Source organism: Dolichospermum sp. UHCC 0406 (assembly GCF_009712025.1).
Lineage (GTDB): Bacteria > Cyanobacteriota > Cyanobacteriia > Cyanobacteriales > Nostocaceae > Dolichospermum > Dolichospermum lemmermannii.
In genome coordinates this window covers 268,792-294,880 of record NZ_VILA01000010.1, presented here as the reverse complement: position 1 = coordinate 294,880, position 26,089 = coordinate 268,792, and the positions used below count along the sequence as shown (strand labels likewise).

28 protein-coding genes and 1 pseudogene are annotated in these 26,089 nt (G+C 35.2%); 9 read left to right on the top strand and 20 right to left on the bottom strand.

Features of this window, described 5'->3' with window-relative positions; translation table 11 throughout:
- Positions 1 to 191: 191 nt before the first annotated feature.
- The 7 genes and pseudogenes from FJR09_RS10200 to FJR09_RS10170 all read right to left on the bottom strand — a co-directional run bounded on the left by FJR09_RS10200 (position 192) and on the right by FJR09_RS10170 (position 4,771).
- Positions 192 to 662, bottom strand: a complete 471-nt coding sequence (locus FJR09_RS10200) for an ArsC/Spx/MgsR family protein (RefSeq protein ID WP_015079413.1) — start codon at positions 660 to 662, stop codon at positions 192 to 194.
- A 234-nt stretch (positions 663 to 896) separates the two neighbouring features.
- Complete coding sequence (locus FJR09_RS10195) at positions 897 to 1,508, bottom strand: cupin (RefSeq protein ID WP_168653092.1); 612 nt, start codon at positions 1,506 to 1,508, stop codon at positions 897 to 899.
- Between the two features lie 241 nt (positions 1,509 to 1,749).
- Positions 1,750 to 2,235 carry a hypothetical protein gene (locus FJR09_RS10190; RefSeq protein WP_015079410.1) on the bottom strand — a complete coding sequence of 162 codons (486 nt, stop codon included), beginning with the start codon at positions 2,233 to 2,235 and terminating at the stop codon, positions 1,750 to 1,752.
- Between the two features lie 137 nt (positions 2,236 to 2,372).
- The gene (locus tag FJR09_RS10185; protein ID WP_168653091.1) at positions 2,373 to 2,639 is read right to left on the bottom strand and encodes a type II toxin-antitoxin system ParD family antitoxin; all 267 of its coding nucleotides are present in this window, start codon (positions 2,637 to 2,639) and stop codon (positions 2,373 to 2,375) included.
- A gap of 188 nt (positions 2,640 to 2,827) precedes the next feature.
- On the bottom strand, positions 2,828 to 3,931 hold the full coding sequence (locus FJR09_RS10180) for a hypothetical protein (protein WP_168653090.1): 1,104 nt from the start codon (positions 3,929 to 3,931) through the stop codon (positions 2,828 to 2,830).
- A 94-nt stretch (positions 3,932 to 4,025) separates the two neighbouring features.
- Positions 4,026 to 4,364 carry a XisI protein gene (locus FJR09_RS10175; RefSeq protein ID WP_015079404.1) on the bottom strand — a complete coding sequence of 113 codons (339 nt, stop codon included), beginning with the start codon at positions 4,362 to 4,364 and terminating at the stop codon, positions 4,026 to 4,028.
- Positions 4,352 to 4,771 (bottom strand): annotated as a pseudogene (locus tag FJR09_RS10170) (XisH family protein). Before FJR09_RS10170 ends, FJR09_RS10175 begins: the two are co-directional and overlap by 13 nt.
- Before the next feature lie 323 nt (positions 4,772 to 5,094).
- On the opposite strand from FJR09_RS10170, the gene FJR09_RS10165 reads away from it, so the two are divergent.
- The 8 genes from FJR09_RS10165 to hypB all read left to right on the top strand — a co-directional run bounded on the left by FJR09_RS10165 (position 5,095) and on the right by hypB (position 12,880).
- A complete protein-coding gene (locus FJR09_RS10165; protein WP_168650980.1) occupies positions 5,095 to 6,255 on the top strand; it encodes a hypothetical protein in 1,161 nt (386 codons plus the stop codon).
- A 39-nt stretch (positions 6,256 to 6,294) separates the two neighbouring features.
- On the top strand, positions 6,295 to 8,646 hold the full coding sequence (gene hypF / locus FJR09_RS10160; RefSeq protein ID WP_015079401.1) for a carbamoyltransferase HypF: 2,352 nt from the start codon (positions 6,295 to 6,297) through the stop codon (positions 8,644 to 8,646).
- Between the two features lie 58 nt (positions 8,647 to 8,704).
- Complete coding sequence (locus tag FJR09_RS10155; RefSeq protein WP_015079400.1) at positions 8,705 to 8,953, top strand: HypC/HybG/HupF family hydrogenase formation chaperone; 249 nt, start codon at positions 8,705 to 8,707, stop codon at positions 8,951 to 8,953.
- Between the two features lie 58 nt (positions 8,954 to 9,011).
- Positions 9,012 to 10,163, top strand: a complete 1,152-nt coding sequence (gene hypD, locus FJR09_RS10150) for a hydrogenase formation protein HypD (protein WP_015079399.1) — start codon at positions 9,012 to 9,014, stop codon at positions 10,161 to 10,163.
- Between the two features lie 24 nt (positions 10,164 to 10,187).
- Positions 10,188 to 10,403 carry a 4-oxalocrotonate tautomerase family protein gene (locus FJR09_RS10145; protein ID WP_015079398.1) on the top strand — a complete coding sequence of 72 codons (216 nt, stop codon included), beginning with the start codon at positions 10,188 to 10,190 and terminating at the stop codon, positions 10,401 to 10,403.
- Positions 10,404 to 10,471: 68 nt separating this feature from the next.
- The gene (hypE, locus tag FJR09_RS10140) at positions 10,472 to 11,566 is read left to right on the top strand and encodes a hydrogenase expression/formation protein HypE (protein ID WP_015079397.1); all 1,095 of its coding nucleotides are present in this window, start codon (positions 10,472 to 10,474) and stop codon (positions 11,564 to 11,566) included.
- Between the two features lie 157 nt (positions 11,567 to 11,723).
- A complete protein-coding gene (gene hypA, locus FJR09_RS10135) occupies positions 11,724 to 12,065 on the top strand; it encodes a hydrogenase maturation nickel metallochaperone HypA (RefSeq protein WP_015079396.1) in 342 nt (113 codons plus the stop codon).
- Positions 12,056 to 12,880: a hydrogenase nickel incorporation protein HypB gene (gene hypB / locus FJR09_RS10130; protein WP_168650984.1), complete on the top strand. Its 825-nt coding sequence runs from the start codon at positions 12,056 to 12,058 to the stop codon at positions 12,878 to 12,880. Before hypA ends, hypB begins: the two co-directional genes overlap by 10 nt.
- A gap of 167 nt (positions 12,881 to 13,047) precedes the next feature.
- Here hypB and FJR09_RS10125 read toward each other — a convergent pair whose 3' ends face one another.
- From FJR09_RS10125 to FJR09_RS10095, 7 genes are all read right to left on the bottom strand, one after another.
- Positions 13,048 to 13,656 (bottom strand): class I SAM-dependent methyltransferase, encoded by a 609-nt coding sequence (locus tag FJR09_RS10125; RefSeq protein ID WP_168653089.1) that lies wholly within the window; start codon positions 13,654 to 13,656, stop codon positions 13,048 to 13,050.
- Positions 13,657 to 13,762: 106 nt separating this feature from the next.
- Entirely contained in the window at positions 13,763 to 14,134 is a 372-nt protein-coding gene (locus FJR09_RS10120) for a hypothetical protein (protein ID WP_168653088.1), read from the bottom strand.
- Positions 14,127 to 15,125 carry an LLM class flavin-dependent oxidoreductase gene (locus FJR09_RS10115; protein ID WP_168653087.1) on the bottom strand — a complete coding sequence of 333 codons (999 nt, stop codon included), beginning with the start codon at positions 15,123 to 15,125 and terminating at the stop codon, positions 14,127 to 14,129. The genes FJR09_RS10120 and FJR09_RS10115 overlap by 8 nt, the downstream gene beginning before the upstream one ends.
- 18 nt (positions 15,126 to 15,143) lie before the next feature.
- A complete protein-coding gene (locus FJR09_RS10110; protein WP_015079391.1) occupies positions 15,144 to 15,479 on the bottom strand; it encodes a hypothetical protein in 336 nt (111 codons plus the stop codon).
- Between the two features lie 136 nt (positions 15,480 to 15,615).
- Positions 15,616 to 15,927 carry a hypothetical protein gene (locus FJR09_RS10105; RefSeq protein WP_015079390.1) on the bottom strand — a complete coding sequence of 104 codons (312 nt, stop codon included), beginning with the start codon at positions 15,925 to 15,927 and terminating at the stop codon, positions 15,616 to 15,618.
- 2 nt (positions 15,928 to 15,929) lie between these two features.
- A complete protein-coding gene (locus FJR09_RS10100) occupies positions 15,930 to 16,193 on the bottom strand; it encodes a hypothetical protein (protein ID WP_015079389.1) in 264 nt (87 codons plus the stop codon).
- Positions 16,194 to 16,230: 37 nt separating this feature from the next.
- The gene (locus tag FJR09_RS10095) at positions 16,231 to 16,659 is read right to left on the bottom strand and encodes a hypothetical protein (RefSeq protein WP_015079388.1); all 429 of its coding nucleotides are present in this window, start codon (positions 16,657 to 16,659) and stop codon (positions 16,231 to 16,233) included.
- 756 nt (positions 16,660 to 17,415) lie between these two features.
- Here FJR09_RS10095 and cysK point away from each other — a divergent pair.
- Positions 17,416 to 18,357 (top strand): cysteine synthase A, encoded by a 942-nt coding sequence (gene cysK, locus FJR09_RS10090; RefSeq protein ID WP_168653086.1) that lies wholly within the window; start codon positions 17,416 to 17,418, stop codon positions 18,355 to 18,357.
- Positions 18,358 to 18,532: 175 nt separating this feature from the next.
- On the opposite strand, the gene FJR09_RS10085 is transcribed toward cysK, so the two are convergent.
- The 6 genes from FJR09_RS10085 to FJR09_RS10060 form a co-directional block, all read right to left on the bottom strand.
- The gene (locus tag FJR09_RS10085) at positions 18,533 to 18,838 is read right to left on the bottom strand and encodes a hypothetical protein (protein ID WP_168653085.1); all 306 of its coding nucleotides are present in this window, start codon (positions 18,836 to 18,838) and stop codon (positions 18,533 to 18,535) included.
- An 83-nt stretch (positions 18,839 to 18,921) separates the two neighbouring features.
- Positions 18,922 to 22,161: a type ISP restriction/modification enzyme gene (locus FJR09_RS10080; RefSeq protein WP_168653084.1), complete on the bottom strand. Its 3,240-nt coding sequence runs from the start codon at positions 22,159 to 22,161 to the stop codon at positions 18,922 to 18,924.
- A gap of 267 nt (positions 22,162 to 22,428) precedes the next feature.
- Positions 22,429 to 22,653, bottom strand: a complete 225-nt coding sequence (locus FJR09_RS10075) for a hypothetical protein (RefSeq protein ID WP_015079383.1) — start codon at positions 22,651 to 22,653, stop codon at positions 22,429 to 22,431.
- An 8-nt stretch (positions 22,654 to 22,661) separates the two neighbouring features.
- Entirely contained in the window at positions 22,662 to 22,925 is a 264-nt protein-coding gene (locus tag FJR09_RS10070) for a hypothetical protein (RefSeq protein WP_015079382.1), read from the bottom strand.
- 21 nt (positions 22,926 to 22,946) lie between these two features.
- Positions 22,947 to 23,927 (bottom strand): hypothetical protein, encoded by a 981-nt coding sequence (locus FJR09_RS10065; protein ID WP_015079381.1) that lies wholly within the window; start codon positions 23,925 to 23,927, stop codon positions 22,947 to 22,949.
- A 590-nt stretch (positions 23,928 to 24,517) separates the two neighbouring features.
- Positions 24,518 to 26,086: an archaeosortase/exosortase family protein gene (locus FJR09_RS10060; protein ID WP_254433080.1), complete on the bottom strand. Its 1,569-nt coding sequence runs from the start codon at positions 26,084 to 26,086 to the stop codon at positions 24,518 to 24,520.
- Between the last annotated feature and the right edge of the window lie 3 nt (positions 26,087 to 26,089).

The following is a 26,089-nucleotide window of genomic DNA, read 5'->3' as shown; positions in this document are numbered from 1 at the left end:
ATTGAGGTATGAAATTCCCAAATTTAACCTTTATCTTACCTTTGCGCCTTTGCGCCTTGGCGTGAGACTAAAATTCATACCCTTAATCAGCAACACCGATAAATTATTGTTTTTACCCGCCTTTTTTCTCTGAATAACTTTGAGAACTAAGAAAGAAGCGGGTAGAGATTTTTTAATACCTCATGTCCTTGTCAGTGATTTTTACAACCACCTTTACCATGATGGTGGTCGTGATCTTTTCCATGAGAGCAGCCCTGGAGGTCTTGCTGCATGAGGTTTTCACTCATTGGTTTTAAAGACTCATCTGCGGCTTTCAAGCCTATCCATGCGTCAATTTTCTCGACATCAAAGCCTACTTCTCTTTTATCCCCTACTTGGATCAAGGGACGACGGATTAATAAGGGATCTCTCAGCATCATGACCAAGGCATTTTCAGCGGTGATGTTTTCGGGATTCACCTCTCCTGATTTTACACTAGGCGCAGCTTTATTGAACCATTCTATGACAGGGCGATCGCCAAAAAATGACCGCAATTTTTCCACTGTCCAAGGTTCTGTTAATAGGTTATATACTACTACTTCATGACCTGCTGCTGTTAGCAAAACTTTTTGCTTTGTACCACCTTTACAGCCTGGTTTTTCATAGAAAATTACTCTGGCCATTGCTGTTTCTCCTATAAGGTTATAGTTGGATGTTTGGATAGGAAATAATTAACCGCAGATGAACGCAGATAAACGCAGATGGAAGATGATTATTTTGATTGATAGCTAACACTTAGATCCCCGACTTCTAAGATTAATTATTCATTTATTGACAATATCTAAAAAGAAGTCGGCGATCTTATTTTCTATAATATTTATCAGCATAATCTGTTATTTCTGTTTTTGCCACTATCTTTAAAATTTTTTAGCACTGTGATTAGTTACGTCAAATTCAAATCTCTGTTTTGGGTTTGTTTCTCCATAAATATTAAATGTTACTGTTGGTTCTTTACCAATGGCTTGAACTTGATGTATTGTCTCAGGTGTAAAACTGATAAGATCACCACGGGATAAATTTACTTCGCCTGTTTTTTCAATTTTATCAGGAAATTCTGGATGAGAACTCCGTCGCCAAAAGGTGTTTTTTTCCTGACCTTTTAAAATTGCGACTACTCCCCATGTTCCATGATTATGAATATTAGAAGTTGTTCCTGGTGCAAATGTTACTGTTTGTACAGTTAGGGGAAATCCTAATTCATCATATAATAGTAGAACCGAGATTCCCGTTTTTAGATCAGGTTGTAAAGATTGACTTTGTACCCAATAGGAATTAATAATTAATCGTCTTACCAACATTCTAATTTCTGGTAGTCGTGTTGATTCATCTTCAACATTTTTGAGGATATCTTCGACTTCAGTTAAAAAGCGATACAGACGATAATTATCACGCAATAAATCCCATGATCTTGCTGATTTACAAACTTGATATTGTCCATTTTCAGCAACAAATAAATCCTGACCTTGCATAAATTTTAAAATATTGACTGTGCAGAATTAGGTAAAAAAATGATAGGAGGAGAGGTTTGAGGCATTTTAGTTATAGGAGTTATTGGAGATGTAGGCATTCCCGGTAGAATCACAGTATTCTGGTTAGAAAATGACGATATTAGCTGGGAATTTGAGTTGAAAGATAACCAATTATTCATGATTCGTAATTTGCTGATTGCTTGTGGTTGTCATTTGTAGGGGTTTTTCCCTATTTCCAGATTTAATCATCTACTTCTGGTGGACGAGTTAAAATATCTAGAAGAATACCAGCACCAAAATCATTTTTGTCATCAATACCTTTTATTCTGATACTGATTTCCTTTGCTTTTTCTATGTTTCCTAGTTTAGCTAATACCAAACCAGAAGCAGCATAAGCAGTTAAGTACAATCTGATTTGAGATTCTTCGTGACGTTTAACTAGGATAGGTTTAAGTTCTTGCCAATTATCAGGTAGACTTTCCGCTTTTTTTATTTTAGCGGTTATTTTCTCTGCTGTTGTCAGTGCTAAGACATAATTATTTTTGTAGTAAAAATATCTATAAGCTGCAACTAAAACATCTGTGTTATCTCCTGTTTTAGCTAACGCTTGCTGCATATATTTTGTAGATTCTTCTGTATTTTCCCAAGTCTGTGCAGCTAATATTAATAATTCTTTGACATCATCTGCTACATCAAACCATGAAAAGCTATTTGTATCAATTTGCATAATAGGTAATTAATCCCATTTGTTCTGGAATATTGGGGATTTCCCATATTTACTATTTAACAGTTAAAATTATATTTATTTAGATAAATTTAATTATTTTATCACTTTGGTAAAATGAGAGAAAATAACGTAACGATTCATTTTTGTACCTGTCGCTGTTGCTGAAAACGATCTAAAATTTGATTTACAAATGTTTCACCGTCCATAGGTGCTGTGTGTTCTGAAATCGCAATAGCAGCATCAATTTTTTCGCGCACTTCCTTAACCCATGCTGTCTCAGAACGATCATACTCATCTAGCAACTTGAGAGCGATTTCTAGAACTTCTTCTACAGAATGGTATTTTCCAGTTTGCAGCTTTGTTTCAATAAAGCTTTCTTCCTTAGGTGTGAGACTAATGCTCATAGTAAATTTTGATTAACTTGGCTATACATAATAACTATTGTAATATAATTCCAAAAATTTAATTATTCTCAAGGCGTTAGTGAAGATTACCGAAGGTATCGCACTTACTCTACATCAGAAATGCGTTAGCGAAGCGCACCGAAGGTATCGCTCCTAACTCTATATCAGAAATGCGATCGCTCTTCTGTTTACTGTTCATATTCTGTAACTGTATGAGAAAGATTACCATCATCATCAAAAGTTGATTGATGACCACAAATGTGGCAAAAATATCGTTTGAAATTCCTACTACCGAATATAAATTCTTCTAACTTCAAATTTTTTTCATTATGACAAGTTGTACACACAGTATCATTTGAACCTCGTAAATTCATCGACTGTTTAACATTGATTTGAAGAAGTTTTATTCCAACTTCTACAGATTTAGAAATGGCTGTACACCAATCTAAAAAGTCTTGCTCTTTGAAAAGTAGCCCACTCCAAGCATTTTTGTGAACTCCTTTATGTATTAAATACTTTTCCCCACCATGTATGCTGCCATTTAGCTGTTCATACAGGTTAGACACATTTATATTTAGTTCATTAGTTATTAAGCCCGACTTTTCCAACCTATTCAAAAGTCCATCTTTTCCTCGTAGTTGTGGGGTACGATAGTTATTAGATCGCCACTTTTCAAACTCATTGGGTTGATCACAAAAATGAACGGGTAAAACTGCGTTTTCTAAAAATCCACGAAGTATCTGAAATGATTGTTTATAATATAATTGAGCAGCCATTTCTACACAAGCACCTATATCTGTACTTGCTTCAAGTAAATGGGCTTGTGAAAAAAACGCACTATCAGCCAGTATATTGCTATAAACATTCTCCCAAGCTACAAGATACTTCAACGTTTTCCCGAAAATTTTATTGTACAAGAAGTAATCTGGAGCAATTTTTTTATATGTCCGAGCAGCCGCAGGTGCTGGAACTGAGTTCATGGTATACACAGTAAATTTTTCAGCCAATATACTACTTGCATCTATTCCTTCTTCAAGCCTCCGATCAGTTATATTCTTTCTTGTACTCTCATCAAGATGAAATATCTCACCTTCTTTTGAGAGAATGAAAGCAGATTCGTTGTAAAGTTCACTTAAGAATGCAGCTAAATCACCACTAGTAGTTGCTACTTCTGTCCAAGTAGTTAGTGATTCATTAGAAAAATTAAGTAGTGAAATTGCTTTGTCTGTAATTACATCTTTGGAAACAGTAATTACCATAGTTTGAGATTTTATTTTTCTTTTCTGTAACATAAGCAACACTCTCATCTGGTAAAAATATTTGCTTTATATAGCTTATCAAAGCAGATTGACATTAACCTTATGCGTTTCTGATTTTTGATAAAATCTAAAAAACCGCAAACTCCGTATATTTCCTAACTTCAGGAGCTTTAAACCCTAAAATAATATGTCCTTTTGGTATTCCCCCAGCAACCAAATCATTAGCAACCCCCTCCTCAGTGCCATCATGTTGAATCCAAACCTTACCATCAATTAAATCAAGATGTAATAAAGTTCCATATATCCGATAACCATTTTTCCAACCAGTTTCTACTAATAAATAACGATCATTTTTCTCATCTAACACCAATTCAACTTTAACTTGTTCATCATTGCCAAGAAAATCAGCATATTCTTCAAGAATTTTTTTAATGATTTGACGATATTGATTAGTTAAGGAATCCATTTGACAATTACCTCCTGTTCAGCATCAAAACTAAATAAACGAATTACACCATCTTCAATTAAAGTTTGACCAGCTTCTTCTTCAAAAACTGTTTTACAAGTGCTTTCACTCACAGCCAGAAATAACTTATATTCAGGATAATAACGTGCTAATAAATGATCATATAACACAAATTGACCAACAGCGTCTTCCAGGTCTTTCATATCCTAAGGACGAGTAAAACTTTTCACCTCAACAGCTATTTTTTCTGTTTCTCGTTCTGCTGCTAATAATCTTTCAGCACCTAAATCAACAAATAGATTTTTACCTCTTCCTAAACGAATTCGTAAAGGGTCATGGATAATTTTCCAACCATCTTTGATAAGTGCATTTTTTACAGTATTGTGATAGATGTCTTTAGCTGGCATAGTATTTATTTTATCAACATAATTTAACAAAGTAATCTCAACTCTATCAAGTAATACAATTATATCATAATTCATGCTGAGGCAAGCTTTTCTATAACCAGTATCAAAAAATTGTTATTGCTTTAACAGAAACTTTACGAAAAATGCAGGAAATTGATAGAATTATTCCAGGTTTTCCAATAATCTAAGTAGATGAGTTTCACGCAAGGAAACCCAACATTTTCCAAACTTTGTTGGGTTGCGCTATCGCTTAAACCAACCTACAATTTTATTAACTAAACCGTATTGGAGTAAATAGCGTAAATATTAATTCCCTATCTACATTGCAAACCCAAAATATCCCCCATTTACCCCTCTCCCCTCATGGTGCAAAAATAATATTAGGAAACAATATTACACCAGAACAAATAGCAATACCTATTGCACCTACTCCCACAACAATGTTTGGACCCCGTGCAGCTTGTTTATTATCACCAACGGGACCATTATGGGTAGCAGATACAGGACATCATCGTTTATTAGGGTGGCGAAATTTACCCACAAAAGATCATCAACCTGCTGACTGGATAATAGGACAACCTGACTTTTTTCATGAAGGACAAAACGCTAAAAGAACACCAGGAAAATCTACATTTAGTGTCCCTACAGGTATTTGCAAATGTGGTCATGGTTTAGCCGTTGCAGACGCTTGGAATCATCGCATTCTCATCTGGTATAATATCCCTACAGATAGTCATATTCCCGCAGATTTAGTATTAGGACAATCTAACTTTATTGATAATTTACATAACCGAGGAAATCAACAACCTGCGGCAAATACTTTACATTGGCCTTATGGTATTTTCTATCATCAAGGTAAGTTATTTGTAGCTGATACTGGCAATCGTCGCTTATTAATTTGGAATCAATTACCCACAGAAAATGGACAACCTGCGGATATAGTTTTGGGACAACCAGATATGATATCACGCAATGAAAATGGGGGTGGTTCTCCCACTGCTGCTAGTATGCGTTGGTGTCATGATATCACCCTTTGGGAAGATAATTTAGTTGTCACAGATGCAGGTAATAATCGGGTTATGATTTGGGAAGGAATTCCCACAGCAAATAATGCCCCTTGTGCAGTGGTTTTAGGACAAAAAAACTTCAATTTTGTGGAATTGAATCAAGGTGTTTATTTCCCTAGTGCCAGTAGTTTAAGTATGCCTTATGGGGTAGATATTGCAGGGGATTGGTTAATAGTTGCTGATACAGCTAATTCCCGTTTGCTAGGATGGAAAAAACGAGCATCTATTTTATTATTGCAGGGTGCTAATGCTGATGGTGTGATGGGACAAGATAACTTTACAAATAAAAGTGAAAATCGGAATTTTGGACTACCAACACGACAAAGTTTAAATTGGTGTTATGGAATTAAGGTTTGTGGTGAGAATGCGGTAGTTGCTGATTCTGGGAATAATCGCGTTTTGATTTGGAAGTTTTAATTATTTCGCGCAAAGATACAAAGGAGCAAAGACGCAAAGATGAGAATAGAAGAAATTCGGGTTTGTGGTATTGTGCAAGGGGTGGGTTTTCGTCCTACTGTGTATCGTTTGGCGAAGGTTTTTGGTTTGAAAGGTGATGTTTGTAATGATGGTGAAGGGGTGTTAATTCGTGTTTCTGGGAGTGAGGAGGAAATAGCGGAGTTTGTGAATCAATTATATCAAGAATGCCCTCCTTTGGCAAGAATTAATGAGGTGATTAGAAGTCCATATTTGGGGGAGTTTGATTTTAATGATTTTGTAATTTCTCGCAGTGTTAATAGTGTGGTGAAAACGGAAATTTCTCCTGACGCTGCAACTTGTCCCCAATGTCAAAGGGAGATTTTTGATCCTTTTAGTCGTTATTTTCGTTATCCTTTTACTAATTGTACTCATTGTGGTCCAAGGTTGAGTATTATTCGGGCTATTCCTTACGATAGAAATAACACTAGCATGGTGAATTTTTCAATGTGTAAGGAATGTGAAAAGGAATATCAAGATGTCGAAAATCGTCGTTTTCATGCCCAACCTGTGGCTTGTTTTGAATGTGGACCGCGTGCATGGTTAGAAAGGGCTGACGGTAAACCTGTTATCTCTGATATGTTTTCTATGTTAGATGATGTGGATGCTGTTTGTACTTTATTACAAAAGGGTGAAATTGTTGCTATTAAAGGTTTAGGCGGTTTTCATTTAGCTTGTGATGCCACTTTAGAAAATGCAGTTTTAAAACTCAGAAATCGTAAACAGCGTTATCATAAACCTTTGGCTTTAATGGCAAGGGATATTAATATTATTTCTGAATATTGCTATATTAATGAGTTGGAAAAAGAATTATTAACAAGTCCTGCTGCACCTATTGTTTTATTAAATATTAAAGATAATAGTAAATTAGCATCTGACCTAGCCCCAGGACAAAATACCCTGGGTTTCATGCTACCTTATACGCCGTTACATCATTTAATTCTCAGAAGAATGAAAGTACCCATAGTTTTAACTAGTGGGAATATTTCTGATGAACCACAATGTAGAGATAATGAAGATGCAAAAGATAAATTATCAAAAATAGCTGATTATTTTCTTTTACATAATCGAGATATTATTAATAGAGTAGATGATTCCATAGTTAGAGTTATTGATAATCAAATACAAACCCTTAGACGTGCTAGGGGATATGCACCAGCACCGATTAAATTACCACCTGGATTTGAGAAAATACCGCCAATTTTAGCCATGGGGAGTGAGTTAAAAAATACCTTTTGTTTATTAAGAGAAGATGAGGCGATTTTATCACAACATTTAGGAGATTTAGAAAATGCGGCTGCTTTTAATGCTTATCAAGAAATATTGAATTTATATCTCAATTTATTTTCCCATAAACCAGAAATAATTGCTATTGATAAACATCCAGAATATCTATCATCTAAACTTGGCAAAGAACTAGCAACAGGTAACAAAATTAAATTAGCAGAAATTCAACATCATCATGCCCATATAGCTGCTTGTATGGCAGAAAATCAAATTTCTTTAGATACAAAACCCATTTTAGGAATAGCATTTGATGGGTTAGGGTATGGTGAAGACGGTACACTGTGGGGAGGAGAATTTTTATTAGCAGACTATCAAAATTTTCAACGTTTAGCCACATTTAAACCTATGCCCATGATAGGAGGAAAACAGGCAATTTATCAACCTTGGAGAAATACATACTCTCAATTAATTAATGCTTTCACCTGGGAAGAACTTAAAGAAAAATATAGTGATTTAGAAATAATCAAATTCTTAGAACATAAAAACCCTAGACTACTCAATCAAATCATAGAAAAAGGTATTAATTCACCCGTAATATCATCAGTAGGAAGATTATTTGATGCAGTTGCAGCCGCCATAGGTATTTGTCGAGAACAATGCAGTTATGAAGGACAAGCAGCCATAGAAATGGAAGCAATAACTGATATCAATATTTTAAACAATGATAAAGAAAGTCTAAATTATTCCTTTAAATTTGAAAAATTAGATAGTATTTATTATATAGATACATCCCCAACATGGCGAGAAATTCTTAATGATATTAAACAGCACATCTCATCATCAATAATAGCTGCGGGATTTCATAAAAGTTTAGCTATTGCTATTGTAACAATGGTTCAACAACTTAGACAAGAACATCAATTTAATCAAGTAGCATTAACAGGAGGCGTATTTCAGAACCAAATTCTATTACAACAGGTAAAAATGCGACTAGAAAAATTAGAACTTAATGTATTAACTCATAGTATAGTACCCACAAATGATGGCGGATTATCACTAGGACAAGCCGTAATTGCAGCCGCTAAATACTTAAAAGAAATAACATAAAAACCTCTGTTGTCTCTGCACCTCTGCGTGAAATAAATATTAAAAAAGGAAAACTAAAATGTGCTTAGGAATACCCGGACAAATCACAGAAATAACCAACCCAGAACATAAACTAGCCATAGTTAATATTGGAGGAGTCAAACGCCAAATAAACATAGCCTGTATAGTTGACGAACAACACCCCCCAGAAACTTGTATAGGAGATTGGGTATTAGTCCACGTCGGTTTTGCCATGAACAGAATCAACGAACAAGAAGCAGCAGAAACATTAAAATTATTACAAGAAATAGCCCAATTTTATCCTTAAAATCTCCTTTATTCCTTTGCGTCTTTGCACCTTTGCGCCTTTGCGCGAAACAAAAATTATGAAATATGTAGACGAATTTCGTAACCCAGAAAAAGCCCAAGCCTTACAAAAAGAAATCAAAAAACTCAGCCAAAAAATAGACAGACATTTAAAAATAATGGAAGTATGTGGAGGACATACTCATGCTATTTTTAAATATGGAATCGAAGAAATATTACCAGATAATATTGAATTAATTCATGGTCCTGGTTGTCCAGTTTGCGTAATGCCTAAAGGGAGAATAGATGATGCGATCGCACTCTGTCAACTACCCAACATCATATTTACCACATTTGGCGACGCAATGCGCGTACCCGGTGCAAAAACCAGCTTATTACAAGCCAAAGCCCAAGGTGCAGATATTCGCATGGTTTATTCACCCTTAGATAGCCTGACAATAGCCAAAGAAAACCCCCATAAAGAAATCATCTTCTTTGGTTTAGGCTTTGAAACCACCGCCCCCAGCACCGCATTTACCATTCTCCAAGCAGCCGCAGAAAATATCACTAACTTTAGTATGTTTTCTAATCATGTATTAGTAATTCCCGCATTAGAAGCATTATTAGAAAATCCCGATTTACAACTTGATGGTTTTGTTGGTCCTGGTCATGTAAGTATGGTCATAGGCACAGAACCTTATGAATTTATTGCCCAAAAATATCATAAACCCATCGTTATTTCTGGCTTTGAACCATTAGACATCTTCCAATCAATTTGGATGTTATTAAAACAAATAGTAGAAAATCGTTGCCAAGTTGAAAATCAATATAATCGCTTAGTAGAACCTAGAGGAAATCAAAACGCCTTAACAGCCATAAATAAAGTATTTGCAGTCCGTGAAAAATTTGCATGGCGAGGTTTAGGAGAAATCCCCAATTCCGGTTTTAAAATCCGCGAAGAATACGCCCAATTTGATGCAGAAGCTAAATTTACAATTCCTAATTTAAAAGTAGCAGATCATAAAGCTTGTCAATGTGGAGAAATTCTCAAAGGAGTTTTAAAACCTTGGCAATGTAAAGTATTTGGAACAGCTTGCACACCAGAAACACCCATAGGAACTTGTATGGTTTCCTCCGAAGGTGCTTGTGCAGCATATTACAAATATGGGCGACTTTCAACTCTGGCAAAAAGAGATAAATCAGGTGTATCAACCGAACCTATATCAGTCTAAATTGCACAATTTGAGGAAAATTATATGCCTTTTGTAACTGTCCAAATTGGTAAAGGTCACTCCATAGAAAAAAAGCGAAAATTAGTTAAAGCTGTAACTGACGCTTTAGTTTCTGCCTTAGGAACAAAACCCGAATGGATAACTATTCATATTGATGAATTTGAACGGGAAGATTGGGCAGTTGGTGGCGTTTTACATTACGATAAACATAATGGTAGACATGAAGAAACGGGTAGGTAATTAATTAATAATGACAGGCATCTTGCCTGTCCCACAAGAAAACATTATAATTACAAAACAATTTTAAAATGACAATCAACTCTCATCAAAATCCCCTTTTCCAAAAAATTGAACAAATCCGTCGTCGTCAAGGAAAGGTAAGAGATACTCATATTAACTTATCCCATGGTAGCGGTGGTAAAGCCATGAGAGATTTAATCGCCGATATCTTTGTGAAAAGTTTTGATAATCCCATTCTTTCCCAATTAGAAGACCAAGCCACATTTGATTTAGCCAATCTTTCCCAATATGGAAACAGATTAGCATTTACCACAGATTCCTATGTAGTAGACCCCTTATTTTTTCCTGGTTCAGACATAGGAGAATTAGCCATAAATGGCACAATTAATGATTTAGCTGTGAGTGGTGCAAAACCTTTATATCTTACCTGTAGCGTCATTTTAGAAGAAGGTTTACCAGTAGAAACATTACGGCGTGTAGTTGCCAGTATGCAAAAAGCAGCCCAAAAAGCCGGAGTGCAAATAGTTACAGGAGACACCAAAGTTGTTAATCGTGGTTGTGCCGATAAATTATTTATTAATACTACCGGAATTGGCATAATTCCTCCAAACATTGATATTTCTCCCCGCCATATTCAACCAGGAGACGTAGTAATTATTAATGGAGAAATAGGCAATCATGGCACAGCAATATTAATTGCCAGAGGAGAATTAGCATTAGAAACAGATATAGAAAGCGACTGTCAACCACTGCATGAATTAGTCGCCGAAATTATCAAAGTTTGCCCGCAAATTCACGCCATGAGAGACGCAACCAGAGGAGGTTTAGCCACAGTATTAAACGAATTTGCCCACACAGCAAACGTAGGAATACGCATTAATGAAAAAGCAATTCCTATCAGAGAAGAGGTAAATGGAGTATGTGAAATCTTAGGTTTAGAACCCTTGTATTTAGCCAACGAAGGAAAATTAGTCATAGTTGCACCTCCAGAAAAAGCCGATTTAATTTTAGCAACAATGCAAAACCACCCCACAGGAAAACAAGCATCTATCATAGGTGAAATTATTCCCACACCACCAGGAATAGTCCTCTTAAAAACCGCCTTTGGTGCAGAAAGAATCATAGATATGCTAGTCGGCGACCAACTTCCAAGAATTTGTTAGAATCTATAAATTACGTAGGTTGAGTTGACAAAATAAACCCAACGCTTCCAACATTTTTGCGGTTTTGTTGGGTTGCGCTATCGCTTAACCCAACCTACAAATTCACTTCTTTTCTCTGTGTCCTCTGTGCCTGGAGTGGTTCGTTTAAAAAAAGTATATGCACGAATTAGGAATCACCCAAAACATCATCGCTATAGTTAGCGAAAACGCCCAAAACAAAAAAGTCCAAAGAGTATTATTAGAAATTGGTCAATTATCAGCTATTATGCCAGATGCGATTAAATTCTGTTTTGATATTTGTTCCCAAGATACAATAGTCGAAGGGGCAAGATTAGAAATTTTAGAAATACCCGGAATGGCTAAATGTCGTCAATGTAGGACAATATTTTTGATAGATAAACCTTTTGGAATTTGTCAATGTGGTAGTGTGCAATTAGATATCATAGCTGGTGAAGAATTAAAAATCAAAGAAATTGAAGTAGAGGAATTATGTGTGTAACCTGCGGTTGTTCTGACGATAATCAAACGACAATTACAAATATGGAAAATGCAGATCATCATACCCATACTTTAGCAGATGGAACTGTAATAACCCATTCTCATCATCATGAAGAAGCACCCCAAATTCATGCTCAAATCCATAATACAACCATATCTTTAGAACAAGAAATTTTAGGTAAAAACAACTTATTAGCTGCCCAAAATCGCGGCTGGTTTAAAGGTCGAAATATTCTGGCTTTGAATTTAATGAGTTCTCCAGGTGCGGGAAAAACCACATTATTAACTCGGACTATTAATGATTTAAAAGATAAATTAACCATTAGCGTCATTGAAGGTGATCAAGAAACTACTAATGATGCGGAAAAGATTAAAGCAACTGGTTGTAAAGTTGTGCAAATCAACACGGGTACAGGCTGTCATTTAGACGCATCAATGATAGAAAGGGGTTTGCAAGAACTAAATCCACCGTTAAATTCTGTGGTGATGATTGAAAATGTCGGAAATTTGGTTTGTCCGGCTTTATTTGATTTAGGAGAAGCCGCTAAGGTGGTAATTTTATCGGTGACAGAAGGGGAAGATAAACCTATTAAATATCCTCATATTTTCCGCAATAGTGAAATCATGATTTTGACAAAAATTGATTTATTACCTTATATCAATTTTGATGTTCAACGCTGTATTGAATATGCAAAACAGGTAAATCCCAAAATCCAAATTTTCCAAGTTTCTGCTACTACTGGGGAAGGGTTGGAAGATTGGTATGGGTGGTTAAGTCAAAAGGTGAATAATTCAGCTAATTTAATTTCTCTATAAATCAATATGCTTTGTGTTGAGTCTAATATTTTTTTTACCATAGCGAAGCGTGGCGTTAGCCATACCACAGAGGCACAGAGGACACAGAGAGAATAGAAAATGCTTAATTCATATTTATTTTTCATTGTTTTGTAGGGTGGGCATTGCCCACTCTACTAAAATTGGCTTTATTTCTGAAAAACCGTTAATAATACAAATCCTAATAAGTCATAATGACCTACACAATTTAAACAGGCATTATTCCCCATTTCTTCTCTTTGTTTCTGACTATAAAACCTAATTCCTGTGGGAGAATGGGGCGTAATTTGACATGGTGATGAGTTATTAAAAGTAATGTCCACTAAATAGAACTTACCACGAGGAGAAAGTATCCTTGCTACCTCATTTAAAACCTGTTCTGGTTGAGGATAATGCAAAAAGCTGATAGTATTAAAAACTGCATCAAATTGTCCCTCAGCAAAGGGGAGATTTTCCGCATTACCTTCAAGATAAATTAATCGGGGACGATAACGGTTATTTTGTCTAGCTACCCGTAACATTTGGGGAGATAAATCTAAACCTGTTCCTGTGATTTCTGGAAACTGAGTTGCTAATCTATTTAATAAACGTCCAGTTCCACAACCTAAATCAAGTACATTGGCATTTGGTGATAATTCAACTTTTGTCAGTAATCTTTGATGGATTGCTTGGTAAATAAAAGAAGGAAATGCCCAATCATAACTATTTGCCCAACGGTCAAATAATTCTTTTTTATTATTGACAAAGTTACTAATCATGGCTGCTATATTTTTGTGTTAATTTTATTATAACAAGATAGATGATAGATCCCCGACTTCTTTAAGAAGTCGGGGATCTGATAGTGATTAAAATATAATTTAGGACTTACAACCAATCTCGATAGGCTGAAATTTCGGTTACTCCAATTTCAAAAGGTGATCCTTTTCCAAAAGGAGGATAAACGCGAATTTTGGCATTTTTAGTAAATCTTTCCAGTCTATTTCCCAATTGGGGAATATTGCTGACTATATGCCAATAAGCCACTATATCGGGACAGTCTACAATTAACATCAAAGTAGTCTTATCTGTGGTCATGTACCACTGACAATTAGATAGTAATACTTGGGTAATGCGATCGCACGCATAGAAGAAGCATCTACCAATAGATTGCTCCAACTCCAAATGCAGTATTCCATCCTCTTTTGTTACCTTTGTAGGAGGTAAATCATCGGGAGGAAGCAAAGAAAGTTTAGACATAATTCCGCACCTCTTGATTGTAGCGTTGCAAACTTTCTCGATTTTTTTGCAAAGAAAAAGATGAGGGTTTTAACGCTAATGTGCTGAGATCTAATTCGTCCTGAAATTTCTTGATTTTGTCACGACAACCGTTAACATCACCGATAATTGAATTCTCGATCAAATAGTCTTCATCAAAACAGATATTTGTCCGATCAAATGCTGGTTGTTGAGGACTTTTCTGCATTACTTGAGTCGAGTTAGCTGTCATTTCTTTGCTGAAATGGCGAATAAAAGGCAATGCTTCATTTACCGCTTCATCATGAGTTTTACCCACAAAAAAGAACCGCGCTAACAGGAACTTATCAGCACCACTGGAATTAAATTCCCGATATTTATTGACTGTCTTCTTGAGTCTTTCTAAAGAAAAAGGTGGACCACCCATGATTCCAAAGGAATTTTTAGCAGCAAATTCAATTGCATCATTGTCACCACTAGCAACATATATGGGAATTGGTTTTTGCAATGGTTGGGGATGAATTGTGAGATTTTCGCATTGATAATATTGGCCATTAAATGATACGTTAGTCTCATATAAAAGCTTTTGAATCAATGCTACTGACTCTAACATTCTGGTGCGAGATTCCTGAGTTGTCACCCCAAAATGTTTATTTTGCTGCGGAAATGGACCACCTTTAGCTACCCCAAAAGCCAGCCTACCACTACAAAGATTGTCCAACGTAGCAATATCTTCAGCCACGCGAATTGGCTGATGAAATGGCAATAATACAGCGGCAGTTCCTAGACGAATTTGCGAAGTCACACCTGCCAAATGTGCCAATAACAGCAAAATTGAAGAACTGAGATTGAACTCATTAAAATGATGTTCTGTTACCCAAGCTTCTTCAAAACCTAAAGTTTCAGCCTCTTTGACCAATAAAACTTGCTCAAAGATAGTGCGTCTAGCATCTAGGTGATGATTTTCGTAATTGCAGAAAAGTCCTGTTTTCATTGTTGACCAAATATCAGATTAGGCTGCCATTAATTGCAACTCCAACCATAATCGAGGTTCAGACTGTTTTAACTTCGACATAGGGTCACGTAGCAATCGTTTAGCATTGAAACAAACTACTTGAATTAACCCCATATTTTCGGCTAATTCTCTGAGGATTTCTTTTTTGGCTTGAATACAGGGCATCATGTCTTCTCGACAATAAATTCCTATATATCGAAACCGTTTTGCAGGTCGTCCCCAAAAGCAAGTGATAACTTTCACGTGGCAGCCTTCTAAAAGTTCTCCCACGGAGGGATAATAGTCATTTACGACTCTAATAAATTCTTGGGCTAGGATGTCTTCAGTAATCATTTGACTGATTCTTCTGTAGCTTCCATAACTCTATTTAGTATAACATATAATTGTCATTTAAATCTGACAAAATTAATAATAAAATACCAGATCCCCGACTTCTTTAAGAAGTCGGGGATCTAAATATCTCAAGTTTTTATCGAGAATTACGTTCTGCTACTAAAACATCAGCAATAATATCTGGTAGACTTTTCAAATCGGTATATCCTTCTGAACCAGAAATTGGGGAAATAAAAGTATAGTTAGGGTCACAAACTCCTGTGTCATAAACCTGCATAAACCATCTATCAGGTAATCCCTCTACACCCAATTCTACAATGTACCAACTCTCACCCATTAATCGAGAATTAATCACTGTAAACCAATCTCTATAATCATCAGCAATATTCCAATCTGCCAAAAGAAATTCTAATGATATTTTTCCAGCATCAGTTGAAGTCAATAGCATCATTACTCCTGAGTGACAACTTGATTAGAAACTTCAGGGTATAAACCTAATTCCTTTGCTAATTGTTTAGCAACAAAAAATAGAAATTGCGCTCCATCTTGATTACCTTGATGGGCAAACATTGTGGCTACTTGTAACATTGCTTGCACTAAACCAGAGTCAATTAATTCCGGTTGTGCTTCCAAAACTTCTGGTTCTTGACCATTAGGACATTGGAGAAGTTCATCAATTAAATTAAAATACTGTGTTTGGCGTTCGTCTGTCATGATAATTTAGTTTATGGTGAATGATTAACTTGAAAAATTACTGTTCGATGCTTTGTTGCCACATTCTTTCCAACATGGCAATGTGTTCTTTTAATACAGCAGCACGATAGACAAGATATCTGTCATAAGCAATAATTCCTATACCAGTACAAATCGGTGTGATTAAAAATATCCATTGCAAAATTGTTGCTAATTTATATTTTCTTGCAGCAATTTTTAATTGATGTAGAAAGTTATTGTTAGATAATTTAACCTTGACTAAAGATGGCTGAGTATTGATAATTTTTTGTTGGGGAACTAATTGAGGAGATGCTATATTTATTTTCGGCAATTCACAGGATAAATTCTGTGTTTTAACGAACTCTCTATGTTGTCCCCAAACTATAGCAAATACTACTACCCCTGGAGAAATTAATGCTAAAGTTACCAAACTTACGGTAAGCACATTTAAAAGTTTGACTTTCATATTTATTCTCCATTGCCAGGTATAGATTACCTAGATAGAAATAAAATTCCTATTAGATTGATTTTTGCACCTTTTTGTTATTCAAAATATGCTGATCAAAATCTCCTCAAAAATAAAATTATGTCCTTTCTGTATGGAGTAATACAGATAGTATTTAGATGAATCTTGAGAGATATAGGAGTTAAGAAGTCCCCCCTGATTCGTCAGACTTTCATCTTAGGAACTTCGGGGGGTAGAGGGGAATCTCTGCGTAAATCCTATATCGTTTATATCAGTTGCCTTTCTGGTCCTAGCTTTAAGGGATGCCAATTAATATTATTAAGATAATTACGACAATACTCACAGCCTGTAATCCTGACTGTGCAAGCATTTAAAAAAATATTTGGTGTAGAGGTGCTAGTATTTATTGAGTGGGGTACTAGCATTTTTGAGGGAAGGGACGGGGGATTTTGTACTCAAACTCAAACTAAGATGGGCTATTGGTTTGAGATATTTTGAAAGGAAGATTCACAAGTACAAACTGTACTCAAATCACAACATCTCATGACAAGGCTAGACCTAAGATATCTTGAATAGCTCAGAAACAAAATTAAGATATTCTAAGGAAAGTATTATCTTATTATTTTCAACAATTGGGAAGATTTGCTTATAGCAATAGACAGAGATGATGCTAAAATGGCTATGGCTGATATCAAAACTCAATCAGATAAATACTTAACCAAAATAGATTAATATATAAATTTTAGAGGTTAATAAATGCGAATTGCTAAAGACGTAACAGAACTTATTGGCAAAACTCCATTAATTCAGTTGAATAAAATTCCCCAAGCCGAGGGAGTCGTAGCTAGGATAATTGTCAAATTAGAAAGCATGAATCCTGCGGCCTCTGTAAAAGACAGAATTGGCGTAAGTATGATCCTTTCCGCTGAAGCTGAAGGTTTAATTTCACCGGACAAAACCATTTTAGTCGAACCAACTTCCGGTAATACAGGTATTGCTTTAGCCATGGTAGCAGCCGCGCGGGGCTACAAATTGATTTTAACCATGCCCGAAACCATGAGTCAAGAAAGACGCGCCATGCTGCGGGCTTACGGTGCGAGTTTGGAATTAACACCTGGTACTCAAGGAATGCGGGGAGCAATTAACAAAGCAGAGGAAATTGTGGCGAATACTCCCAACGCTTTTATGTTACAACAATTTGCTAACCCCGCGAATCCGAAAATACACCGAGAAACCACCGCTGAGGAAATTTGGGCGGATACTGACGGAGAAGTTGATATTTTAATTGCTGGGGTAGGAACGGGCGGTACAATTACTGGTATTGCTGAAGTAATTAAACAACGCAAACCCAGTTTTCAAGTAATTGCGGTTGAACCTAGTAATAGTCCAATTCTATCTGGTGGTAAAGCAGGTTCTCACAAAATTCAAGGTATTGGCGCGGGATTTATTCCTGATGTTTTGCGTCAAGATTTAATTGATGAAATAGTGCAAATTGACGACGCAGCAGCAATGGACTATGGACGGAGATTAGCCAGAGAAGAAGGTTTATTATCAGGAATATCTTCGGGTGCGGCTTTAGCTGCTGCTATTGAAGTAGGTAAACGTCCAGAAAATGCGGATAAATTAATAGTCATGATTCAACCTTCCTTTGGTGAACGCTATTTAAGTACCGCCATGTTTCAAGATTTAATGAGTTAAACATTTCGTAGGTTGGGTTGACGCAAGGAAACCCAACAAAATCCTTAATAATTTTTGTCTGATAGCGTAGCGTGGCGTAGCCATATCAGGATTTATAGGATTTAAGGATTTACAGGATGTTTATTTATTTGATAAAATAACTTATAATTCTCTATTTTTTTGATATTAAATTATATTAATCATTTATAACATATTCAATTGCTTCTAACTTTTGTAGAGAATTAGTTAATTTTTGTTTAATTTTTATCTCTCCAGCCCAACTTACATATTCTTCGTCACCACCTGTAAGGTCTTCTGCTGTCCAATTGGCGAAAAAAAACTCTGATGAAACTTGATATTTTGCTTCAAATTCCATTAGTAATTTATTGGTTTTTTCTATTGAACGTTTTAAGTTTTTAATCTCGGAATCAATGGCTGACTGAACCAGGTTTTGTACGATTTCAACGTCAGGAGAATCGGATTTAATTTGTAGCTGTAACATAAGTTTTACCTCAAATAGAAGGACTATAGTAATTTTACTGCTTGGGTTTTTACAAGACAATACATATTAATTATAACATTTTTTTACTCTATGGGGAAACCTGGAATAATTTTATCAATTTCTTGCATTAATCGTAAAGTATCTGTTAAAGAAATGACAATTTTTTGATAATGGTTAATTTCCTCAACAGATAATTTTCTATTGGCATTTTTTCGGTCTTTTAACCATTTATCTAATACTTGATATCCTCCTATTTTAAATTCCCAAATATGTGGAGGAATATTGGTAAAATAGCTTTCTTTATTGATATAAACTCTTTGTAATTCGGAATTATAGGTAACTTCAGTAACTTGATTATCTCCTATTGTTTGATAGGTTGTAATTAAATTATTGAGTTTATCAGATTTCATTAAATGCAAATTGACTAATTCTTCTCCTTTGATAGCTAATTCATGAAAGAGTTTTTGATTACTGGTTAAGGGAAGACGCGGAAAATCTATCTTTAGAAATTCAGCGTATCTAGTGCGATAAGTAGGACTGTGAAATATAGCATAAGCATAGTAAAATATTTTTTCTGGAGTTGGTATTTTACCGAGTTTTTCTTTGATAGCTTCTAGGAATTTTGGGGATAAGTTAGGAGTTCTTTCTATGAAAAGATTTGTTTGTTTATTTTCTGTATTTGGGTATGTGTAGAGAGGAAAAACACTTGGTCTTCCTCTATTACTAAAAAAACTACGATTATCAACTATTTGATTACAGACCATAAAATGTGTATATTGATTATCTCCTGAAGCTACTTGTCGCATTGCTAATAGTCCCAGGTTATCTTGAGTTAAATTTGTTAAAACCTTTTCTTGCATTCTTCTAAGAATACTATGATAGTATGTAAATCTTATATCAAATGGTCTATAATATATCGGTTGAATTAGATGTTCTTGTATACCATCTTTGATAATCAATAATCGAGATTTAAAGAAATTCCAGTTAGGAGAATCTGCAATTTTATAAATATCAGCTATATTTTTCTCAGAAATATCAGGATTGGATAATTGTTCAATAAATTTTTGAATTCCATTTTTACCAAAAGAAATTAAAACATCATCTTTTCCTGTTTCTATTACATTAGAATATACTAAAAATATATCCTGAAGATTCCATGAATTTTTATATTCTTTTTCTATATCCAAAGAATAATTTATAGCTGTAAAAAAGTAATTAGGTTCAGTTGGTTGTAACTCTATCCAATTAACATTATCTAAACTTGCAGATTCTAAAAACTTATATTTATCCTCACGACTTCCCCACAGATCATAATATAACACCTTAGCCATTTCCTTCATTCCATCTCTGGATTTATAAGCCGTAGAAAAATAATCAGGTTCGCTTTTTTCGCGCACAGCAATTAAAATCGCTACACCTTGTTGAATATCAAAAACATTTTGATCAACATTTCCCTCTGGTGTGGTTTCTTTTAATAAAGAATTACCATGTAAATCCATGATATATAAAGTATCAAAATACCTTAATAGTTCTTCCCTCATACCTCGATGAATTAAACCATTGAGATAGGAATGATTAGTAATAAAACCAATAATACCATAACCTTTAGGTGTTTTTTGAATTTGATATTGAGCAAAACGAATAAATTTAATATAATCATCATCTAAAGGTTGAATATTCTTTTCTTTTTCTAATCTGACTCTACCTTTATATAATTCTAAAAGTTCCCCAATATGGGTTAATTCCGTAATGGTTTTCCCCGCTTTTCCTGTTTTATAAATCCGATTCCAAGCTGAACCAGTATATTCAACATCTGCTAAATATCTTTCATCTTGATTTAAAACTCTTTTGCGTTTACTAGCATTTTGAGAACTGACAGAATAAGGAGGATTTCCTAATACCACCATTACCGGAATTTCCGTTTTTACTTTTCCTGCTTGACTGGATTCTTCCGCAATAATTTGAGTAATACCAGGAATTAAATCACCTTCTTTGATTCCTGCTTCTAACGCATTGGTTAAATAAACTTTTAATCTTTCTTCTGGTACAAATTTATAACCTAAATCTCCTAATAATAAACCTAATTTTAAATGCGCGATAGTATAAGGAGTCATTAATAATTCAAATCCAAATAGACGGTTTAAAAGTCTTGCACCTCTTAAAAAATTATTCCATTGACGGATATCAAATTTAGCAACATTATCACGAATTTGTTTAATAACTGCATATAAAAATGTTCCTGTTCCAGTTGCGGGGTCAAGAATTGTGACTTTGCGATTTCCTAAACCATATTCTAAATCAAAGACTTTATCTAAAATATCATCAACAGAACGAACAATAAAATTAACTACAGGTTCAGGAGTATAATAAACTCCTCTACTTTTCCTTAATGAAGATTCATAAGCAGCTAAAAATGTTTCATAAAAGTGAATAACTGGGTCTTCCGTGCGGGTTTCCTGACCAAAATTTTCTAAAATATTGGTCATGTCTATTGTGTTAAATAAGTCTATTAAATTCTCAATTGATTTGTGAATTTTACTAACGCTATCAGTTCCTAAAACCAAATCAAATAACCCTTTCAAAAAAGGGATTCTATCAGTAATATAAATACTTGCGGTTGTGCGATTAAATGCAAATTGTCCAGGGTTTTGTGCATGACCAATTTTCGCAGTAAATAGCCCATAAGCAATAGTTTGGGCATACATATCTGCAAATTTATCATTATCTATATCTAAAAGTAGTAATTTCTTAAATGTTGATTTTAATTGATTTAATTCTTCTGTAGTTGTTTCTATTTCTAAAGATGATTGAATTGCGTTTCTAATGGTTTTAGTATAAGCTGCCATTTCTTTAGCCAAATCATAATAGTTATTAATATCTTTGGCTTTTTGATTCAGAAATGATTGGAGTAATTCTGTAATAGGTTGTAAATCATTAACCAGAATAATTTCACCTTGTTCTAAATTAGCTAATTTAGCAGTTTTTTCACATTCTCCGTCGACATACCAATGAAATTCTAGATAATTAGTTAAAATCAAGTTATAACCAATATTTGATTCTAAATAACGTTTAAGTTGTGGAGTTTTTCCAATTTTACTTAAGTCAATATTAATATCCTTAGCTTCTATATATCCCAAAATTCGATCATTTTTTCTGATAGTTAAATCAGGGATTCCTGCTTGGTTGCCTTTTTCTTCAATTCTGGCATTAACACCAATCATTAAATCCTCAATTAGACGTTTTAGACTGGGGTAATGACTACGTTCTCCACCGCGTTGGCTATTTTCTTGCAAGTCTTGGATATAGTTATTGAAATCAGACATAATCCCTGGAATATTAATAAATAATTTTCCTTTGAGGATAGCACATATTTTTTAAGATTTATCAAATTGTAGTAAAAGATTACATTTAGTAATAGTCCCCGAATTCTTTAATAAACTATCATTTTTTAGTGAGATAAATATTAAAAACCCAAAAAATCTATGCCGCAAAACTTGTAGAGACATTTAATAAAACATCTCCACATTTATGAACCTCTCAAACTCTTATTCCTCCGTGTCCTCTGTGTCCTCTGTGGTTAGTTTCTTCATTCATTTCATTCTAAAATCTTGCAACAAAAAAGGCATAATTGCACCTGTCGTCAAACTAGCCACAGTAACGGGAATACAAAGAGGAATTGACGCTTGTGCTAATAATACTAATATAACCGTACCAATACCACTAGCAATAATAATTTGACGCAGAAAATATATAGGGTCACGGAATAGTTTACCCTTGAAAAATAACTGCATAGAAAACCAAGTTAATGCTAACATATATGCTCCTAATGATTGGCTAATAAATTCAGGACAAATAACCCTAAAATTACCGCAGGAATTACCCCTGCTGGTGCAAATAAACTACCAATTATGGCTGCAAATTGGTATCCGATATCTTTACCCGCAAGGATAATTCCGCCAATTGCACCACCAATCATTGATAAAATCACAGCAATGATTAACCAAGTAAATCCTGTAGTGAGATTTAATTCTGTATTTAAACTATGCAGAAATTTGAGAAATACTGGATCATTTACTAATTCAAACATAGATATTCTCCTATTTAGGGTTTAATTTAATGAGAATGCTTGAATTTCCGCAGTTAAATCTTGGAGGGCTTTGGCTACTATTTCGGCTTGTTCTAATTGCTGATGTTCTGTAAATATTCGCCAAGCTTCTTGATAGTATTCTTCTGCTTTTAAGAGATTTTGGGGATTCCCTAATTCTGGTTTTTCGGGGTCGTCAGGTAAGTTGAAGAGAAGGTTAGCTTTGTTAGAAATTGTATTCGCATATTCTAACGGTGTATCTTGCAAATTACGCACTTTTAAAGCTTCATTGTAAGCTAAAACAGCCCGTAAATTATTTTCGATAGGATGAGAACTTACTAAATATTGTAAAGCATTTCCTAAATTATTTTGCAACATTGCATATTCTCTAGGATGGTCAATTAAGTTAATATGTTTGAGGGCAATTTCAAAAGACTGAACCGCTAAACCTTGACGCAAAGATTCCTGTGCCGACGACATGGGCATGGAAAGATAAGCGATCGCTATGTTATTATGTAAAATCGCATATTCCTGGGGGTAATCTTCCCAAGTAAACACCCGCAAAGCCTCATGATAAGCATGAATACTCTCAGTTATCTGGGCTAAATTATAGGGAACTAAAGATTGGAAAACTAACCCCAAATTCATCTGCACTGCGGCTACTTCCTCCGCCGTTGCCAATTGTTGTAAAATCGGCAAAGCTTCCTGATAATCTGCCCGTGCTTGTTGCAAAAATTGAGAACCCCCATCAGGAATCATCTGTAATGACCCTGCCATGCCCACCTTAGCCCGTGCTTTCAGTAAAACATAGTCATCCCCACACATTTGATAAGCGCGGTCAAATAGCCCAATTGCATTGTGTAAATCTTGGGCTGTTTTCGGCTTTTTCTGAAAACCTTGTGCTATTTCTATCAGCATTTGGATTTTTTCGGCTGTTGTTGCTGACTCTGAAGATATGGACGCAATAGCAGCTTTCACAAATGAATCTGTAATACTAGAAGTCATAAATTTGCCTGGGGAATGGAGTTATGATCACCCATATATTAGGGTTATTAACTAAGCCGATTTACGCAGTTTTCGAGTTGATACAGATTCCCCAATTTCGTTCTAGATATAACCCCCCACCCTGAACTTTAGTATGGCTTACGCCACGCTTCGCTATCAGGGCTAATAACTAAATTCCGTTAAAACGGACTAGAATTTTCTTTTAGTCGTCTTTAGACAACTTTCGCTATGAGACTCCGAATGAATTCGGAGGCGAGCTAATTTGGCTATTAGACTTGTGAATACGGCTTACGCCAGGCTACGCTCTCATTTGGAGGTGAACTACATGAGAAGGCAATAACATTAATACTCTCCAATATAAAACAATTGGGTTATAAAAATCTAGAGTGAATTTACCAATAAAAGGAGTTTCCTTTCTATCCTCAACTTCGTGATTTATCTAACAGTTGTCAAAATTGGCATAAAATTAAAACCAGAATAAAAAACCCACTCATATATGGGTAATAGACATCTCCCGTAAAGATTGTAGAGACGTTCCATGGAACGTCTCTACAGGTCACGCATATTTAATTTTTGGAGATGTCTAATTACTAGAGTTTCAACTTAGGAAAATTATCCTGCCAATAAGATAATAAAGCCTGCCAAGCAGTTTCTAATTCAACATCACTAGTATCAGCCTTAGTTAACGAAAGTTGCCCCCAGATACAGCGACGGTCACGGAGAGTTTGTTTACCGTTAAATAGATTCAACCATTGAGAGGGATTTAGGTAAGGACGATAAAAATGGGCAGCGAATTGAGATACTGTCACTGTACTTTTTCCCAGAGAATTAATGCAGGCTGTCAAATAGCGGTTTTGTTGATCAAAAAACTCTAAATGATCACCTTTGAGGTTCACTTTTTCAACGGGCTTTATCAGCTTAGGTAAATTAGGTAGATAACTAAATTGCTGATAGTAGTCCTTGACATCACCTAAGCTAGAAGGGACATAGTAAAAGTTAGCAGTTAAGCCCTGACCGGCTTTTTGGTAATGATAAATTTGTCCTGACAAGATATCCTTCGTCTTATCGGTTTCGATATCTGTGTTTAGTAGAGGACGATTATTCTCCTGGGCTAGTTGCTTTGACGATAAAGATAGAGGTTCACTAGCCGTGAATTGCCAACCAGGGAGAGGAATTTGTGACGGAAAACGATAGACGGCGGTTTGACTCAAGCCCGCGCTGGGATGGATACAAAAATTAAATAAAATGATGATCAAACCGATACCTGTTAGTACAATTAACCAGGATACTGGCTGAGACTTTTGAGGGGGGGCTTTTGTCAGTGACGATGGAATTTGACTGGGTGATAGGAAAAGAATCACCGCCCCAAAGGATAGGAACGAAAGTAAAGCAAAAATATCACCACCTTGAGAACCATGCCAATAACTAAATGCAGGTTTATCTGTCACCACTAGCGCTATAACAACCAATCGGATCACGGACAAAATAACACTAATAAGCACTGAAAGAATAAAAGGCAAATAAATATTTTTCAGATAAGAGGGAAAAAGAATGGCCAGCACGAAAGAAAATTTTAATAGGATGATTAGAAGTGGTATCGCCGTGCATTCTGATAAAATATCAATTACCCCATTATTAACAGAAACAAGAGAGCCTTGAGTAGCGGAATTAAAGCCCAAGTACCATAAAAGATAAGAAGTAAGTTTGGCGGAGATTACCGTAATCCGAATCAGCATTCCCAATAATTTGACAAAGACGAAAATTAAGGGAAATATCGCAATTACTGCTAATTCTCGCTTAAATTGTTTAATTCCTGGAAATCCTGATGCTAATAAAGCCAACCCAATAGCACTAACCAAAGGGAGACAGTACCAAAAAATAGAGATTTCTTGAACTGAAAATTTCGCATTGATGTAGGGAATAATAATTAAACAACAACCAACAAAATTAGCAGGAAACTGGCTCGCAAAAACAAGGTTATTCCGTCTCTCGTAAATGTGGAATATGACACTTGCATATAACAATAGTTGGAAAAACGAGTCATTAAGATTTTGTTCAACTCGCCAGTGGAGTGTTAGGTGAGTTGAAGTTACTAACCCAAAAATAAATAGAATGAGGAAAGTATAATTCAGAAAATTAACTTCCCTAAACTTTTCCATTTT